This is a genomic window from Janthinobacterium sp. BHSEK (genome assembly GCF_056174685.1).
In genome coordinates this window covers 49,075-65,595 of sequence record NZ_JBWBYV010000080.1, presented here as the reverse complement: position 1 = coordinate 65,595, position 16,521 = coordinate 49,075, and the positions used below count along the sequence as shown (strand labels likewise).

General features: G+C 64.4%; 12 protein-coding genes and 2 tRNA genes. 4 read left to right on the top strand and 10 right to left on the bottom strand.

The features are described from left to right. A partial coding sequence (locus AC0V2Y_RS23960; RefSeq protein ID WP_475418382.1) for a hypothetical protein occupies positions 1-478 on the bottom strand: 478 nt, incomplete at its 3' end. A gap of 41 nt (positions 479-519) precedes the next feature. Here AC0V2Y_RS23960 and AC0V2Y_RS23955 point away from each other — a divergent pair. Continuing rightward, a complete protein-coding gene (locus tag AC0V2Y_RS23955; protein ID WP_475414531.1) occupies positions 520-918 on the top strand; it encodes a VOC family protein in 399 nt (132 codons plus the stop codon). Positions 919-1,033: 115 nt separating this feature from the next. Here AC0V2Y_RS23955 and AC0V2Y_RS23950 read toward each other — a convergent pair whose 3' ends face one another. The 3 genes from AC0V2Y_RS23950 to AC0V2Y_RS23940 form a co-directional block, all read right to left on the bottom strand. Continuing rightward, a complete protein-coding gene (locus tag AC0V2Y_RS23950; protein ID WP_475414530.1) occupies positions 1,034-1,675 on the bottom strand; it encodes a TetR/AcrR family transcriptional regulator in 642 nt (213 codons plus the stop codon). Positions 1,676-1,686: 11 nt separating this feature from the next. Beyond that, positions 1,687-4,113: a membrane-bound PQQ-dependent dehydrogenase, glucose/quinate/shikimate family gene (locus AC0V2Y_RS23945; RefSeq protein ID WP_475414529.1), complete on the bottom strand. Its 2,427-nt coding sequence runs from the start codon at positions 4,111-4,113 to the stop codon at positions 1,687-1,689. Positions 4,114-4,399: 286 nt separating this feature from the next. Further along, positions 4,400-5,446, bottom strand: coding sequence for an NAD(P)-dependent alcohol dehydrogenase (locus AC0V2Y_RS23940; RefSeq protein ID WP_475414528.1), 1,047 nt, complete (start codon positions 5,444-5,446; stop codon positions 4,400-4,402). Between the two features lie 179 nt (positions 5,447-5,625). Between AC0V2Y_RS23940 and AC0V2Y_RS23935 the strand changes: the two genes are divergently transcribed. Beyond that, positions 5,626-6,588, top strand: a complete 963-nt coding sequence (locus AC0V2Y_RS23935) for an AraC family transcriptional regulator (RefSeq protein WP_475414527.1) — start codon at positions 5,626-5,628, stop codon at positions 6,586-6,588. On the opposite strand, the gene AC0V2Y_RS23930 is transcribed toward AC0V2Y_RS23935, so the two are convergent. Then, positions 6,570-10,142 carry a hydantoinase B/oxoprolinase family protein gene (locus tag AC0V2Y_RS23930; RefSeq protein ID WP_475414526.1) on the bottom strand — a complete coding sequence of 1,191 codons (3,573 nt, stop codon included), beginning with the start codon at positions 10,140-10,142 and terminating at the stop codon, positions 6,570-6,572. The genes AC0V2Y_RS23935 and AC0V2Y_RS23930 overlap by 19 nt on opposite strands. 130 nt (positions 10,143-10,272) lie before the next feature. Between AC0V2Y_RS23930 and AC0V2Y_RS23925 the strand changes: the two genes are divergently transcribed. After that, on the top strand, positions 10,273-11,826 hold the full coding sequence (locus AC0V2Y_RS23925; protein ID WP_475414525.1) for an NAD(P)H-hydrate dehydratase: 1,554 nt from the start codon (positions 10,273-10,275) through the stop codon (positions 11,824-11,826). A 110-nt stretch (positions 11,827-11,936) separates the two neighbouring features. Here AC0V2Y_RS23925 and AC0V2Y_RS23920 read toward each other — a convergent pair whose 3' ends face one another. Next, positions 11,937-12,698, bottom strand: a complete 762-nt coding sequence (locus tag AC0V2Y_RS23920; RefSeq protein WP_475414524.1) for an ABC transporter ATP-binding protein — start codon at positions 12,696-12,698, stop codon at positions 11,937-11,939. Between AC0V2Y_RS23920 and AC0V2Y_RS23915 the strand changes: the two genes are divergently transcribed. Continuing rightward, positions 12,697-13,386, top strand: a complete 690-nt coding sequence (locus AC0V2Y_RS23915) for an arylesterase (protein ID WP_475414523.1) — start codon at positions 12,697-12,699, stop codon at positions 13,384-13,386. The genes AC0V2Y_RS23920 and AC0V2Y_RS23915 overlap by 2 nt on opposite strands. Positions 13,387-13,455: 69 nt before the next feature. Here the strand turns inward: AC0V2Y_RS23915 and AC0V2Y_RS23910 are convergent, their stop codons facing one another. The 4 genes from AC0V2Y_RS23910 to AC0V2Y_RS23895 form a co-directional block, all read right to left on the bottom strand. Further along, on the bottom strand, positions 13,456-15,381 hold the full coding sequence (locus AC0V2Y_RS23910; RefSeq protein WP_475414522.1) for a SurA N-terminal domain-containing protein: 1,926 nt from the start codon (positions 15,379-15,381) through the stop codon (positions 13,456-13,458). Positions 15,382-15,793: 412 nt separating this feature from the next. Beyond that, positions 15,794-15,870, bottom strand: a tRNA-Asp gene (locus AC0V2Y_RS23905). A gap of 17 nt (positions 15,871-15,887) precedes the next feature. Then, positions 15,888-15,964, bottom strand: a tRNA-Asp gene (locus AC0V2Y_RS23900). 125 nt (positions 15,965-16,089) lie between these two features. Then, the gene (locus AC0V2Y_RS23895) at positions 16,090-16,362 is read right to left on the bottom strand and encodes an HU family DNA-binding protein (RefSeq protein ID WP_010398442.1); all 273 of its coding nucleotides are present in this window, start codon (positions 16,360-16,362) and stop codon (positions 16,090-16,092) included. Positions 16,363-16,521 lie beyond the last annotated feature (159 nt).

The window sequence follows — 16,521 nt, the reverse complement described above, 5'->3', positions numbered from 1 at the left end:
GGTTCAAATCGTCTATGTCGCAAACAGGCTGCTTCCAACGCGAGCCGTCGTATTCATGGATTTCATTGCTGACGCGTTTACAAGGGTACCGGCACTGAACATCCCCTGAGCGGCCTCTGGTGCAATAAAGCCAGGATTGCGAAGTGCTTGAAGATGGCGGCGCCAATTCGAAAACAAGTAAACCATGCCGTTGCCTGATGCGAGCCAGCGCCTGCTGCATGTGAAATGAATGGTCAACAACTCCGGCGCGACTACCCACCGCTTGCAGCCGCAAGCCAGATCGATTCCATGAATTCCGTGCGCCCGAAGCCGCCGACGTTGCCGGGAAGGCGTTCGCCCCTCTCGATGCCATAGCCCCACCGTCCGGTCTGCCGTATCCGCCGTAGTGAATCAAACTTGAACTGACAGCCGCTGCGCTGTCAAATGCGGTAAAGTCGTGACGGACCGCAGCCGCGGGAATGCGGCGGCGATTGCCCATTCCCCCTATTCCACGCAATCCCACCCTGGCAAGGAGGCGCCATGCACAAACAGATCATCCTCAACCTGCCCGTGAAGGACCTGGACAAATCCAGGGCGTTCTTTTCCGCTCTCGGCTTTACCTTCGATGCCCGCTTCAGCGGAGAGAACGCGGCATTCATGAACATCGTCGACGGCACCATCCAGGCCATGCTGACGACCGAACCCTTCTTCCAGTCCCTGATCGGCAAGCCGGTCGCGAATGCCAAGGAAGCCAATGAAGTCGTCATCTGCCTCAGTTGCGACAGCCGGGAAGAGGTGGACAGCCTGATCGCCAAGGCCGTTGCCGCCGGCGGCCGCACGCCGCATCCGCCCGAAGACCATGGCTTCATGTATGACCAGGGCTTCGAGGATCTCGACGGGCACCTGTGGAATCTGGTCTGGACGGCGCCGGAAGCCTGAGCCGCCGGGCAAGCTTCGAGGCAGTGGCGTAAGTCGGATTAGCGGAGCCGCCAAGGCGCAGCGTAATCCGACAATATTGCGGTCCTCGCAGCGTCGGATTACGGCCCTGCCGGGCCTAATCCGACCTACGCGCCACGCGCGCCACCACCAGCTCGATCAGTTCCGCGATCAGGGGCCGGAAGGTGGCCGCGCTGCCGCCCTGCCCCAGCATCACGGTGCGCGTGGTCAGGTGCGAAAAGACGGCGTCGAACAGGATCTGCGGCACATTGGAAAACGAGGTGTCTGGCGCGATGCGGCCCTGGGCCCGCTGCTGTTCCAGTAAACGCAAAATCAGGGCGTGCCACACTTGCGGACCGTGTTCGTACCAGGTCTGACCCACGGCCGGCACGGCGGCCGCGCCCGTGACGACGAGGCGGTAGAAATCCGCGTGGCGGGGGCTGGTGACGACGGCCACCAGTTCATCGAGGATCAATTGCAAGCCCTGCTCCAGGCCCGCTCGCGACGTATCGAGCTGGCGCAGCGCGATGATGAAGTCGGCGCACAGGTACTCGACCACGGCCACCAGCAGCTCCTGCTTGCTGCCGAAATAACGGTAGGCGGTGGCTTTCGAACCGCCCGCCTCGGCCACGATGGCGTCCATGCTGACGCCGTCGTAGCCGGAGGCGAGGAAGAGATCCGCCGCCGCCACCAGCAGCTTGCGCCGCCGCTCCTCGCTTCGGGTCGTCGGGGAAGCGGGAACGGTGCGCAACTGGGGCATGAAGCAAACTCTTACTGTGTCTTGGGAAGCGCGTATGCTATCACGTAATCCCCCCGGTCCGGACTCTGGCGGGCGCCGCCCGCGACCACCACGACGTACTGGCGGCCCGACTTGGGCGACACATACGTCATCGGCGTGCCTTGCGAACCGACGGGCATGCGCGCCTTCCACACTTCATGGCCCGTGGCGATATCCATGGCGCGCAAATAGTAATCCTGCGTGCCCGCATAAAACACCAGGCCGGACGCCGTGCTGACGCCGCCGCCCAGGGTCGGCATGCCCAGCGGGATGGGCAGGCTTGCGCGCACGCCGTGGATGACGGCATCGCGCACCGTGCCGGCCGGACGCTCCCACACTTTCGTGCGGGTTTTCAGGTCGATGGCGGCGAACACGCCCCACGGCGGGCTTTGGCACGGTATGCCCAGCGGCGAATTGAAGGCCTTGTGGTCGATGACGAAGGGCGTGCCATCCATGGGATAGGTGCTGCCCACGCCGTGGCCCGACGTCAGCTTGGCCACGTCCACCGTCTCGCGCGGCACCAGCCTGACCACCTGCGGCATGCGGATATCGTTGACGAACATATAACCATTGCTTTCATCGACGGCCGCGCCGCCCCAGTTGAAGCCGCCGTAGTAGCCCGGATAGATCAGCGTCTCTTTTGTGCTGGGCGCCGTGAACTCGCCCTGGTAATTGAGCTTGCGGAAGCTGATGCGGCAAGCCAGCTGGTCGAAGACGGTGGCACCCCACATGTCGCGCTCCGTCAGGGTTTCCGCGCCGAGGGCCGGCATGCCGGTCGAATATGGCTGCGTCTTCGACACCCAGTCGCCGGCCGCGTGCTCCTGCGGCACGGGTCTTTCCACCACGTCCGCGATCGGCTTGCCCGTGCGGCGGTCCAGCATGAAGATCTGGCCCCGCTTGGTCAGCTGCACCAGCGCGGGGATCTTGCCGCCCTTGCCGTCCGGGACGTCGTACAGGGCCGGCTGCGCGGCCACGTCATAGTCCCAGATGTCGTGGTGGACGGTTTGATAGGTCCAGCGCTCGCGCCCCGTGGCCATGTCGAGGGCGACGATGGCCGATGCGTATTTTTCCGTCAGCGGCGGGCGCTTGCCGCCCCAGAAGTCGGGCTGCTCGTTCCCCGTCGGCAGGTAGACCAGGCCCAGTTCATCATCGAACGCGGGCGCCGACCACATGTTCGGCGTGCTGCGCGTGTACGTCTGCCCTTCCGGCGGCAGCTTGGTGATGGCCGGATTACCGAGGTCCCAGGCCCATACCAGTTCCCCCGTGTCGGCGCTGTAGGCGCGCACGACGCCCGAGGGTTCATCGGTGGAGCGGCCATCGAAGACCCAGCCGCCCAGGATGATCAGGTTGCGCGCCACCGTGGGCGCGGACGTGTAGGCGTAGTACGGCACGTTCATCTTGACCTTGCCCAGGCCGACGGTGAGGTCGACGGAGCCCTTGTCGCCAAAACCCTCGCACTGCTTGCCCGTCTGCGCGTCGATTTCGATCAGGCGCGCATCCATGGTCACTTGCACGATGCGCTTGGCGCACGCGCCCGCCACCGGCGCGCCGGCCGCCTGCATGCCGTCGAAATGAAAGGGTTTTGTCACCTTAGCCGGCTCGTAGTAGCCCACGCCACGGCAGCGGTTCCACGTCTTGGTATTGGCCGGCTTCGGATCGAAGGTCCAGCGCTCCTTGCCCGTGTCCGCGTCGAGTGCGATGACCTTGCTCGTCGGCGTGCACGTGTAGATGGTGTCGCCGATCTGCAGCGGCGTGTTCTGCGATTCGGATGCCCCTTCGGCCAGCTCGCCCGTGCGGTAGGTCCACGCCACTTGCAACTGGTCGACGTTCTGCCTGTCGATCTGCGTGTATGGCGCGAAGCGCGTGCCCTTCGGTCCATAGGCATAATGCGCCCAGTTGGCGCTGCCGTCATTCACGGCCGCCACGGCATCCTGCTGCGGCTGCGAAGTCGCTTCCGTCACGCCGTGCGGCTTGAACATGGCCGCGAAACCGGCCGCCAGCACGACGGCGAACAGGGCGGCGAAGCCGCGCGACTGGCCACCGTGAGCACTCCCTGCCAGCCACGGATGCAGCAAGGCGGCCACCAGGCCGATGACGAGGAACGGCGCCAGGCGCGGCACCATGGGCCAGAAGGCAAAGCCGATTTCCCACACGGCCCAGATCAGTGTCGCGACGAGCAGCGCGGCGATGACGGCACTGGCCAGCGGTTTGCGGCGCAGATACAGCACGCCGGCGAGGATGAGGCCCAGGCCGGCCGGCAGGTAATACCAGGAACCGCCCAGGGTAATGAGTTCGATGCCGCCCGCCGCCAGGGCCAGGCCGGAAAATCCGAGGAAGATGCCGAAAACCGTCAGGGCAAGCCGCTTGCCCCTGAAGACCGCCGGGATCGCCGGCGCGCCTTTATTTACTGAAGTGTCCATTTTTTATCCATGACGCCTCCCCTGCCCAGGCAAGCACGCCGGGGATGGCTGGTTTTTTAAATCTACGTAGTGAAACTGTACTGTACGGTTTCATTTTATGCCGATTTTTGACGCAAGTAAAGAAAGTGACATGGGTGCTTGATTTTTTGGCGGGGATGGGCAGCTGGCGGGGTTGTCGGATTACGCTCTACGAGCTAATCCGACCTACTGGACTTGTCAAATTACTCAGTGCGTAGGTTGGATTAGCGCAAAGCGCGTAATCCAACAAACACGGGCGCGCCGGGTGTTACAGGGATGCCATGTCGATCACAAAACGATACCTGACGTCGCTCTTGACGACGCGCTCGAACGCCTCATTGATATCCTGGATGCGGATGATCTCGATGTCCGACACGATATTGTGCTTGCCGCAGAAATCCAGCATTTCCTGGGTTTCCTTGATCGAGCCGATCATGGAGCCGGACAGGCTGCGGCGCGCGCCCACCAGGCCGAAGGCGTTCACGGGCGGCACGGCGCCGTCGGGGATGCCGACGATGACCATGTTGCCATCGACTTTCAGCAGGTTGATGTACTGGTTCCAGTCGATGGCCGCGCCCACGGTGCAGATGATCAGATCGAAGGTGCCGGCCAGTTTGCTGAAGGTTTCCGCGTCGTTGGTGGCGTAGTAATGCTTGGCGCCCAGGCGCAAGCCGTCTTCGCGCTTCGACAGGGTCTGGCTCAGCACCGTCACTTCGGCGCCCATGGCGTGGGCGATCTTGACGCCCATGTGGCCCAGGCCACCCATGCCCAGGATGGCGACCTGCTTGCCGGGGCCGGCCTTCCAGTGGTTCAGCGGCGAATACAGCGTGATGCCGGCACACAGCAGCGGCGCGGCCGCGTCCAGCGGCAGGTTGTCGGGAATCGACAGCACATAGCCTTCCTTGACGACGATGCTGTCCGAGTAGCCGCCCTGCGTGGCCGTCTTGCCGTCCGCTTCCAGGCCGTTGTAGGTCTGGATCAGGCCCGGCATGTACTGTTCCAGGTCCACGTTGCGCGTCTTGCAGGTGGTGCAGGAATCGACGAAGCAGCCCACACCCACGTGGTCGCCCACCTTGAATTTGCTCACATTGGCGCCGACGGCTGTGACGATGCCGGCGATTTCATGGCCGGGCACCATGGGGAAGGCGGAACCGCCCCACTCGTCGCGCGCCTGATGGATGTCGGAATGGCACACGCCGCAATATTTGATCGAGATGGCCACGTCGTCTTCGCGCGGGGCGCGGCGCTCGAACGTGAACGGTTGCAGTGCGGAAGTCGGGCCGAATGCGGCGTAGCCTTTGGCGATGGTGCTCATGAAAACTCCTGTATCTATAGGTGTGTGACGAGGGGAGACGCGTGCCGTGCATGCGATTGCACAAGTGTGCCCGAGATGCCGCCCCGCCGTTACCGCGATCCTGCAAGACCTTTGCACGATCCTCCAAATCTGCGTAAGATCAGCCCCTGCCCTTCCCCATCTGACGCATACTGGCCCACATGTCCACCCTGTCCACACCACTCACACCGCAAGATGAAATCGCCGCCCTGATCATCCGCCACGCGCCGCGCACGGGCGATTTCACGACGGCCATCGGCAACCTCACTTTCCACCGCCAGTCGTCCGTCACGGAATCGCTGTTCCATGCGGCGCGCCCCAGCGTGGCCATCATCGCGCAGGGCGCGAAGGACGTCACCCTGGGCAGCGAAACCTTCCACTACAGCCGCATGCAGTATCTGCTGACGTCCGTCGACCTGCCCGTGCAGGTGCGCGTGGTGGAAGCGAGCATCGACCAGCCGCACCTGTGCGTGGTGCTGGGCATCGACATCGCCGACGTGGCGGCGCTGCTCGACAGCGAAAGCGCCGGCAGCGCGGGTGGCGCCGCACAGCAGAAAATCCTGCCCGCCACGCGCGGCATCTCCGTCAGCGACGTCTCGCCCGAGCTGCTCGACGCCATGCTGCGCCTCGTGCGCCTGCTCGACAAGCCGGAGGACATCGCCACGCTGGCGCCGTTGATCCGCCGCGAGCTGACCTACCGCCTGCTCAATGGCTCCGTGGGTGGGCGCCTGCGCCACATGGCGCTGGCCAGCAGCCAGTCGCACCAGGTGGCGCAAGCCATCGACTGGATCCGGCACCATTACGCGCAGCCGCTGCGCATCGAGCACCTGGCCGGCATGGCGAACATGAGCATGTCCTCGCTGCACCACCACTTCAAGGCCATTACGGCCATGACGCCGATGCAGTACCAGAAGCTGCTGCGCCTGCAGGAAGCACGGCGCCTCATGCTGGTCGAACAGATCGACGCCGGCACGGCCGGCTACCGGGTCGGCTACGCCAGCGAATCGCAGTTCAGCCGCGAATACAGCCGCCAGTTCGGCCGCGCGCCCATGCGCGACGTGGGCCAGGTGCGCGCGCAACTGAGCGGCGCCAGTGCTGACCTGGCCTATTCCGTCTTGCCGTAGCCGCCGCCGCCCGGCGTCTCGATGACGAACACGTCGCCAGGCCGCATGGCGGTCTTGCCGATATGCGCCAGCTGCTCCACCGTGCCGTCCGCGCGCTCGACGTAGTTGCGCCCCAGCGCGCCCGCCTCGCCGCCGTCCATGCCGAACGGCGGGACGATGCGGTTGTTCGACAGGATGGCCGCCGTCATGGGTTCCAAAAAGCGCACCCGGCGCACGCCGCCATTGCCGCCGTGCCAGCGCCCCGCGCCGCCGGAACCGGCACGGATGCTGTAGCTGTCGAGGCGCACGGGGAAGCGCCACTCGAGGATTTCCGGGTCCGTCAGGCGCGAATTGGTCATGTTCGTCTGCACCACGTCCGTGCCATCGAAGCCGGGGCCGGCGCCCGAGCCGCCCGATATCGTCTCGTAGTACTGGTACTTGGCGCTGCCGAACGTGAAATTATTCATCGTGCCCTGCGAGGCGGCCATCGCGCCCAGCGCGCCGTACAGGGCGTTGGTGATGCAGGTCGAGGTTTCCACGTTGCCCGAGACGACGGAGGCCGGGTACTGCGGGTTGAGCATGGAGCCGGGCGGGATGATCACGGTTAAAGGCTTCAGACAGCCCGCGTTCAGCGGTATCTCGTCGTCGACCAGGGTGCGGAACACGTACAGCACGGCCGCCATGCAGACGGCGGACGGCGCATTGAAGTTGTTCGGCAGCTGGGCGGACGTTCCCGTAAAGTCGATGACGGCGCTGCGCTGCACGACGTCCACCTTGATCGCCACCTGGATGCGCGCGCCGTTGTCCAGGTCCAGCGCGTAGCTGCCATCCTTCAGGGTGGTGATGACCCTGCGCACGGCTTCCTCGGCGTTGTCCTGCACGTGGCCCATGTAGGCTTGCACGACCTCGATGCCGAAATGCGCGACCATGTTATGCAGTTCGTCGGCCCCCTTCTGGTTGGCCGCCACCTGGGCGCGCAGGTCGGCCAGGTTTTGCCGGGGATTGCGGGCGGGCCAGCTGGCCCCCGCCAGCAGGGCCAGGGTGTCGTCTTCGCGCATCGCCCCCGTGGCGCCGTCGACCAGCTTGAAATTGTCGATCAACACGCCCTCTTCCTCGATGCGCGTGGAGTCGGGCGGCATGGAACCGGGTGTCGTGCCGCCGATGTCCGCATGGTGGCCGCGCGAGCCGACATAGAACAGGATGGCCTCGCCGTTTTCATCGAAGACGGGGGAAATGACCGTCACGTCGGGCAGATGCGTGCCGCCGTGGTAGGGGTCGTTCAGCATGAAGACGTCGCCGGGCCGCATGACGCCCGCATTGCGCGTCATGACGGTGCGGATGCTCTCGCCCATGGAACCGAGGTGCACGGGCATGTGCGGCGCGTTGGCGATCAGCTGGCCTTGGGCGTCGAAGATGGCGCAGCTGAAATCGAGCCGCTCCTTGATGTTGACGGAATGGGCCGTATTCTGCAGGCGCAGGCCCATCTGCTCGGCGATCGACATGAACAGATTATTGAAAATTTCCAGCATCACGGGGTCGGCATTGGTCCCGATGGCGACACGCTTCGGCACGGCGACGACTCTGCGCAAGATCAAATGGCCGTGCGCCGTCACCTCCGCGCGCCAGCCAGGTTCGATGACGGTGGTCGCATTGGCGTCGCTGACGATGGCCGGGCCGTCGATAGTATCGCCGGGACGCAGGCTGTCCGCCCCATACAGGCCGCTGTCGCGCCAGGTGCCGGCGCAGTACATGGCCACCGTCTGCACGGGCGCCAGAGCGCCTTCACGGGGCGCATACGCGGGCGCGGCCGGTTCCGGCGCATCGGACGCGCCGATGGCTTCCACGGAAATGGCTTCGACGATCAGGGCGCGCGCCGGCATCAGAAAGGAAAAGCGTTTTTTATACGCCGCTTCGAATTGCGCCTGCATGCCGGCCAGCGTATCGAACAGCACGACGAGGGCCGTATCCGTGCCTTCGTAGCGCAGGTGCACACGATGCACGAGCGCGATGCGCTGCCCTGCCACGCCCTGGCGCAGCAAGTCGCCCCGCGCCAGGTCGCCCAGGGCAGCGAAATCGCTTGCCAAGTCCTTGCCCAATGCCGCCTCGATGGCCCGTTCCCGCATGGCGCTCTGGTCGGCCAGGCCCATGCCGTAGGCCGACATCACGCCCGCCAGGCTGTGGATGAAGACCGTGCGCATGCCCAGCGCATCGGCCACCAGGCAGGCATGCTGGCCGCCCGCGCCGCCAAAGCTGGTGAGCGTATATTCGGTGACGTCATGGCCGCGCTGCACGGAAATCTGCTTGATGGCGTTGGCCATATTGCCCACGGCGATGGCGACATAGCCTTCGGCCACCTGTTCCGGCGTCGAATTCACCGTGCGCGCCAGCGCTTCGAACTGGGCGCGCACCGTGGCCGCATCCAGCGCTTCATCGGCGTCGGGGCCGAAGACGCGGGGGAAGAAGGCGGGCTGCAGTTTACCCAGCATGACGTTGCAGTCGGTGACGGCCAGCGGGCCGCCGCGCCGGTAGCTGGCGGGGCCGGGGTTGGCGCCCGCGCTGTCCGGCCCCACCTTGTAGCGGGCGCCGTCGAAATGCAGGATGGAGCCGCCGCCCGCCGCCACCGTGTGGATGCTCATCATGGGCGCGCGCATGCGCACGCCGGCGATCTGCGTCTCGAACACGCGCTCGAACTCGCCCGCGTAATGGGACACGTCGGTGGACGTGCCGCCCATGTCGAAGCCGATGACCTTGTCGAAACCGGCCAGCGCGCTGGCGCGCACCATGCCGACGATGCCGCCGGCGGGGCCGGACAAAATGCTGTCCTTGCCCTGGAAGGCGCGCGCATCCGTCAAGCCGCCGTTCGACTGCATGAATTGCAGGTGCACGCCGGGCAGCTCCATCGCCAGTTGGTCGACGTAGCGGCGCAGGATCGGCGACAGATAGGCGTCGACCACCGTGGTGTCGCCGCGCGCCACCAGTTTCATCATGGGGCTGACCTCGTGCGACACGGACACCTGCGTAAAGCCGGCCTCGCGCGCCAGCTGCGCCAGCCGCGCCTCGTGCGCGTGATGGCGGTAGCCGTGCATCAGCACGATGGCGATGGCGCGCACGCCGCGCGCATGCGCGTGTGCCAGCGCGGCGCGCGCGGACGCCTCGTCGAGCGGCGCGACCACCTCGCCATGCGCGCCCAGGCGTTCATCGATCTCGATCACGTCGCCATACAGCAGTTCCGGCAGGATGATCTGGCGCGCGAACAGCTGCGGGCGGTTCTGGTAGGCGATGCGCAAGGCGTCGCGAAAACCGCGCGTGATGGCCAGCACGGTCGGCTCGCCCTTGCGTTCGAGCAGCGCATTGGTCGCCACCGTCGTGCCCATCTTGATGGCGCCCACCTGCTCCACGGGCAGGGGCGCGCCGGGCGCAAGGCCCATCAGCTGGCGCATGCCGGCCAGCGCCGCATCGCGGTACTGGCCCGGATTCTCCGACAGCAGCTTGTGCGTGGCCAGGCTGCCGTCAGGACGGCGCGCCACGATGTCCGTAAAGGTGCCGCCCCGGTCGATCCAGAATTGCCAGTCCATCGTCCTGCCCCCGTGCTTATGTGAGATGGCTATTGTAGCCGCCAAACAGGGACGCGTTTCAGGCGTGCGCGCCTTGCCTTTCGCCCGCTTCGGCCTTATGTTGAAGACATGCTGACTAACGGAACACCCCATGACCCCGATCGACTCTGCCGGTAGCACCCTTGCGCTGTACTCCATCGCCGAACTGCGCGCCATCGAACAAGCCGCCCTGCGCGACCTGCCGCAAGGGCTGCTGATGCAGCGCGCGGGCCAGGCCGCCGCCAGCGCCGCCCTGAAGCTGCTGCACGCGCAGGAGGATGGCGACGAGGCGGGCCACCGGCGCGTGCTCGTGCTGGCCGGCCCGGGCGACAACGGCGGCGATGCGCTGGAAGCGGCCGCGCACCTGGCCGCCAGTGGCACCGAGGTGCTGATATGGCTGGCGCCCGAAGCAGCGGCCACGTCGCCCGAACGCGAGCAGGCCCTGAGCCGCGCCCGCAACAGCGCCGCGCGCTGCATGGAAGCGGCGACCAGCACGGCATCGGCCGCCGTGGGCGCCGCGCCATGGGACCTCGTCATCGATGGCCTGTTCGGCATCGGCGCGTCGCGTCCCCTGGACGGCGAATGCCGCGACATGGCACAGCTGGTCAACAAGCTCGAATGGCCCGTGCTGGCGCTCGACGTGCCCAGCGGCCTGCACGCGGACACGGGCGCCATCGACGGCGTCGCCATCCGCGCCACGCACACGCTCACCTTCATCGGCGACAAGCCGGGCCTGCACACGGCGAACGGCCGCGATTACGCGGGCGAAGTGGAAGTGGCGGCGCTGGCCATCGACCCTGCCTTGCTGCCGCCCGCCAGGGCCCAGCTGGGCGGCCTGCACCTGTTCGCGCGCCAGTTGCAGCCGCGCCGGCAGAATACGCACAAGGGCAGCTATGGCAGCGTGGCCGTCATCGGGGGCGCGCAAGGCATGGCGGGCGCGCCCATCCTGGCGGCCCGCACGGCCCTGCATGCGGGCGCGGGACGCGTGTATGTCGCCTTTCCCGACGCACCGCCCGCGTTCGACAGCGGCCAGCCGGAGCTGATGTGCCGCCGTGCCCAGGACGTGGATTTCTCGGGCCTGCACTTTGCCGCGCTGGTGGCGGGGCCGGGCCTGGGTGACGACACCGATACGGTGGAACTGCTGCAGCGCGCCATTGACAGCGACAGCCCGCTGCTGCTGGACGCCGACGCGCTGAACCTGATGGCGGCCGAGCCGGAGCTGCAATCGGCGCTGGCCGTGCGCACGGGCGCGGGGGCGACGATATTGACGCCGCATCCGCTGGAAGCGGCCCGGCTGCTCGACCTGACGGTGGCCGAAGTGCAGGCCGACCGCCTGGGCGCGGCGCGCCAGCTGGCCACGCAGCTGGGCGTCATCGTCGTATTGAAAGGTTCCGGCACGGTGATCGCCGCGCCCGATGGCCAGGTGGTCGTCAACAACACGGGCGGTCCCGCGCTGGCGACGGCCGGCACGGGCGATGTATTGTCCGGCCTGTGCGGCAGCCTGCTGGCGCAGGGCTGGCCGGAATGGGAAGCGGCGCTCGGCGCCGTCTGGCTGCACGGCGCGGCGGCCGATGCGCTGGTGGCGGCAGGCAGCGGCCCGATCGGCTTGACGGCGGGGGAATTGATACCGGCAATACGCAGCTTGATCAATGCCTTGTCGGCATAGGTAGGCGGTGCGGTGGTGTTGGATTACGCTGCGCTAATCCAACCTACGGCCCGGAGGTCGGGTAGGTCGGATTAGCGCGCAGCGCGTAATCCGACAATCACCACCAGCAATCACACCAGCCTGCCCGCCGCAATCGTGATGGTGCGCCCGCAACGGGCCGCGATCGAGCTGTCGTGCGTGACCAGCACCAGGGTCGAACCCCGTTCGCGGTTCAGCTCGAACATCAGCTGGATCACGGCCTCGCCCGTGGCGGCGTCCAGGCTGCCCGTCGGCTCGTCGGCGAACAGCAGCGGCGGCTCCGTCACAAACGCGCGCGCCAGCGCCACGCGCTGCTGCTCGCCGCCGGACAGGTATTTCGGATAGTGTTTCAGGCGGCTGCCCAGGTTGACGCGGCCCAGCATGGCTTGCGCCTTTTCCTTCGCATCGGGGTCGCCCCGCAATTCCAGCTGCAGCATAACGTTTTCCAGCGCCGTCAGGTGTGCCAGCAGCTGGAACGACTGGAACACGAAACCGAGCTTTTCCTTGCGGAAACCGGCGCGGCCGTCTTCGTCGAGGGCGAAGATATCGGTGCCGTCAAGCACCACCTTGCCGTCGCTGGGCGTGTCCAGTCCCGCCAGCAAGCCGAGCAACGTGGACTTACCGGAACCGGAGGCGCCGACGATGGCCAGCGTCTCCGCCGTTTGCACGGTAAAATCGACCTGATGCAGGATGGTCAGCTCACCATCGGCATCGGGTACGCGCTTGGCCAGCTGGACCACTTCGATGGCCGGCCGGGCATTTTGGCTGTTTTGACTGTTGAGTGCGGCGGGCCGCCGGGCCGCCGCGTCTGATGGAAGAAAACTGGTGGAAGTCGCTTTAGGGAATTCGGGCATGCTGATCTATCTTAAAAAATTTCGTGAACAAATAAGTGTCAAGGGCGGCAGCCGCATGCGGCGGCGCACGCTGTCCCTGCTTCCTGCGGCAGCCCTGCTGCTGGTATCGAGCATGACGAACGCCTATTCTGCACCAAAAACGCTGCTGGTGCTCGGCGATAGTCTCTCGGCCGAGTATGGGCTGGCACGCGGTACTGGCTGGGTGGCGCTGCTGGAACAGCGGCTGCAAACGCAAAAGAACGATACGCGCATCGTCAACGCCAGCATCAGCGGCGAGACCACCAGCGGCGGCCGCGCGCGCCTGCCCGCCCTGCTGGCCAAGCACCAGCCCGACGTCGTGCTGATCGAACTGGGCGCCAACGACGGCTTGCGCGGCTTGCCCGTGGCGGCCGCCGAAGCGAATCTGCGCGCCATGGGCGAGGCGGCAAAAAAATCGGGCGCGCAGGTCGTGCTGGTGGGCATGCGCATGCCGCCCAACTATGGCCGCGCCTATGGCGAGCAGTTTTATGGCGTGTACGGCAAGCTGGCCAAGGAATGGCAAGCGCCGCTCGTGCCCTTCATGTTCGAAGGCATCGCCGACCAGCCGCAGCTGTTCCAGGCCGACCGCATGCACCCGAATGCCAAGGCGCATCCGACCATCCTGAAAAACATCTGGCCGCAACTGGCGCCGTTGCTGAAAGCCAAGTAAGTCCACAAATTCTGCAGACAAAAAAATAGCCGCTCGAAAGCGGCTATTTTTATGCGTGGAAACTAAATCTTACGGCGCTTCCGGCGCGGCGGCGACTGGGGCGGTGACCGGCTTGACGATCTTCACCTTGGCCTTGGCTTTCAGGTATTCGACGTAATCGAACATTTCCTGTTGTGCCAGGATGCCGCCGATCTGGTCTTTCTCTTGCTGGCGGCGCGCCGCGTCCACTTGGGCTGGCTGCTGCACCTTGGCGATGCGGTAGATGCCGTAGCCCAGGGCTGGCAAGTCCACGCCCACATAGGCTGGCAGCTTGCTCGTGTCCGCCTTCATAACTTGTGCGATGGCGGCGCGGTTGATGCCGTCCAGCTTGCTGCGCGATACCCATTGGGCTGCGCCGAAACCGCTCGCATCACCCGAGGCTTTCAAGGCGGCCAGCTTGGTCTCGCCCGCTTTCTTGGCCAGCTTTTCCGCTTCTTCCATGGTCACGCGCTGACGGATCATCGCTTCGACTTCGGCCAGCGGACGCTTCGAGGCGGGCTTGAATTCCACCACGCGGCCGGCGATCAGCACGTTCGGTGCGACGGTGACGGCTTCCGTGTTGCGCTTGTCTTTCAGCGAGTCGTTCGAGAAGATGGCGGTCAGGAACTTGGCGTTGTTGAACGGCGCCTTGCCCAGTGCCGGTGACGGTGTGCGCGACAGGTTGGCGACGGTTTCCACTTTCAGCTTCAGCTTGTCGGCCACCGGCTTCAGGCTGTCCGATTGCTCGTAGACCGTGTTGGTGAACGTTTCCGCCATTTCCGAGTATTTCTTGGCAGCGAATTGCTTGCGCAGGTCGGCCGTGATTTCGCCCCGTACTTCATCGAGCGCACGTACGTGCTGCGGCTTGAGCGAGGTGACGGTCAGGATGTGGTAGCCGAAATCGGATGCGACGACGTCGCTGATTTCGCCTTGCTTGAGTTTGCTGACAGCGCTCAGCAGCGGTGCCGGCAAGCCATCCTTGCCGATTACGCCCAGGTCGCCGCCCTGCTCGGCGGATGCCGGGTCTTCCGACTTGGCCTTGGCTACGGCGGCAAAGTTGGCAGGCGTTTTGCGCACCTCAGCCAGGATGGCTTCGACCTTGGCCTTGGCGGCTGCCTTGTCGGCGGCCGAGGCGTCTTTCTTGACGGCGACCAGGATGTGGCTGGCCTGGCGCGCTTCTTCCGTCGTGTAGGCTTTCTGGTTCTTCGCGTAGTAGGCGGTTACGTCGGTGTCGCTGACGTCGACTTGCTCGCCGGCGGCGCTGTCGTCGAGCACGACGTATTCGACCTTGGCTTGTTCCGGGATTTCGAAGAACTTGCTGTTCTTGTCATAGAAAGCCTTGATCATGGCGTCCGTCACTTTGACTTCCGGCACGTACTGGGCGATCGGCAACAGCAGTTCCTGCACTTCGCGCTCTTCCGAGGTGATGTCGGACAGGCGCTTGGAGACGGTGTTCGGCGCGAAGGCGGTGCCTTGCACGGCGCCGGCCAGTTGCTGCAGGGCCAGGTCGCTGCGGCGGCGCGCATCGTACATCTGCGGCGTCATGCCTTGGGCGGCCAGCATGGCCTTGTAGCGTTCCAGATCGAATTTACCGTCCGGCAAGGTCAAGCCTGGAATTTCCAGCACTTCCTTTTGCAGCACGGCATCGCTGATGACCAGGTGGCTACGGCCCACTTCGGCGGCCACGGCGCGCTCGGCGATCAGGTTGTCGAGGATGCTCTGGCGCGCTTCCGGCGTATCGAACATTTTCTGGTCGAACTGCTCGCCCATCATCTGGCGGTAGCGGTCGATCTGCTGGCGTTGCGCTTCTTCATATTGCTGCTGCGTAACGACCTGGTCGCCGACCTTGGCGATGGTGTTCGCGCCGTCGCCGAAGCTTTGGTAGCCGCTGATACCGACCAGTGCAAAAGACGGGACGATGACCAGCATCAAGAGAAACTGCATCAAGCGTCGATGGGTACGAATAAATTCAAACATGGTCAGCCAATTCGGGATGAGTGGATCACTATAAAAAAAGGCGAACATGCGTTCGCCTTGATTTCTTCGGCGGAATGGACGGGACAGATGTCCACTTCCCCTTTAGATTCAACAACTTGGCGCTGGAACTAAAGCAGGATTCTGACGCCCAAGCCATTATCTCCTGATTCTACAATGCCCATAGCGCTATAGCAAGAGTAAATCAGGGCGCGCGCCCTGCCCCGGCGCCGCATGGACGGCAAGGCGCCGGCCCCGTGCATTTAACCGGGCGCAGCTTAAAGCGGATTTAAACGCAGGCTTTTTTTTATTCAAAACGGCGGGACGGGATTTTAAAAGCAGACGCGCCGGGATAATCTGGCGCTGAAAAAGAAAAACCCGCGCTACTTATTCAGCAGCGCGGGCTTCTATATTCTGGCGGAGCGGACGGGACTCGAACCCGCGACCCCCGACGTGACAGGCCGGTATTCTAACCAACTGAACTACCACTCCTTGAGAGCGTATTTTTTTGGCGGAGCGGACGGGACTCGAACCCGCGACCTCCGACGTGACAGGCCGGCATTCTAACCAACTGAACTACCACTCCGAAAAATACACAGTACTGCTTGCATTTGTATTCAAGGTTGCGATTCGCAGAACTTCAACCTTGAAATCGCGGCACCCGAAGGCGCCGCCAAATGTTTCCGGTGATTGTCACCTCACCGAAGTCCGTTAGTTTACAGCATCCTTCAAAGCTTTACCAGCTTTAAATTTTGGAACTTTTGCTGCTTCGATCGTGATCGCTTCTTTGGTACGCGGATTGCGGCCGGTACGCTCAGCGCGTTCGCTGACCGAGAAAGTGCCAAAACCAACCAGCGTCACGCTGTCGTTGTTTTTCAAAGTTTCCGTCACGCCGCCGATAACAGCGTCGAGTGCGCGCGCAGCGGCGGCTTTGGAAATGTCAGCTTTTTCAGCAATGTGGTCGATCAATTCAGTCTTGTTCACTAGCATCCCCAATTACAAAGGTATAAAACGTTTACCGTATCGTTGCGGCACTTTTGGCACCACAGCTGTCCGGCGAAAAAAATGTGCAGGCGTATTAAACAAGCCACACTGTATATGTGTCAAGCGCTTTGGGGGCGCAATTCACGTTTCAATATAAAA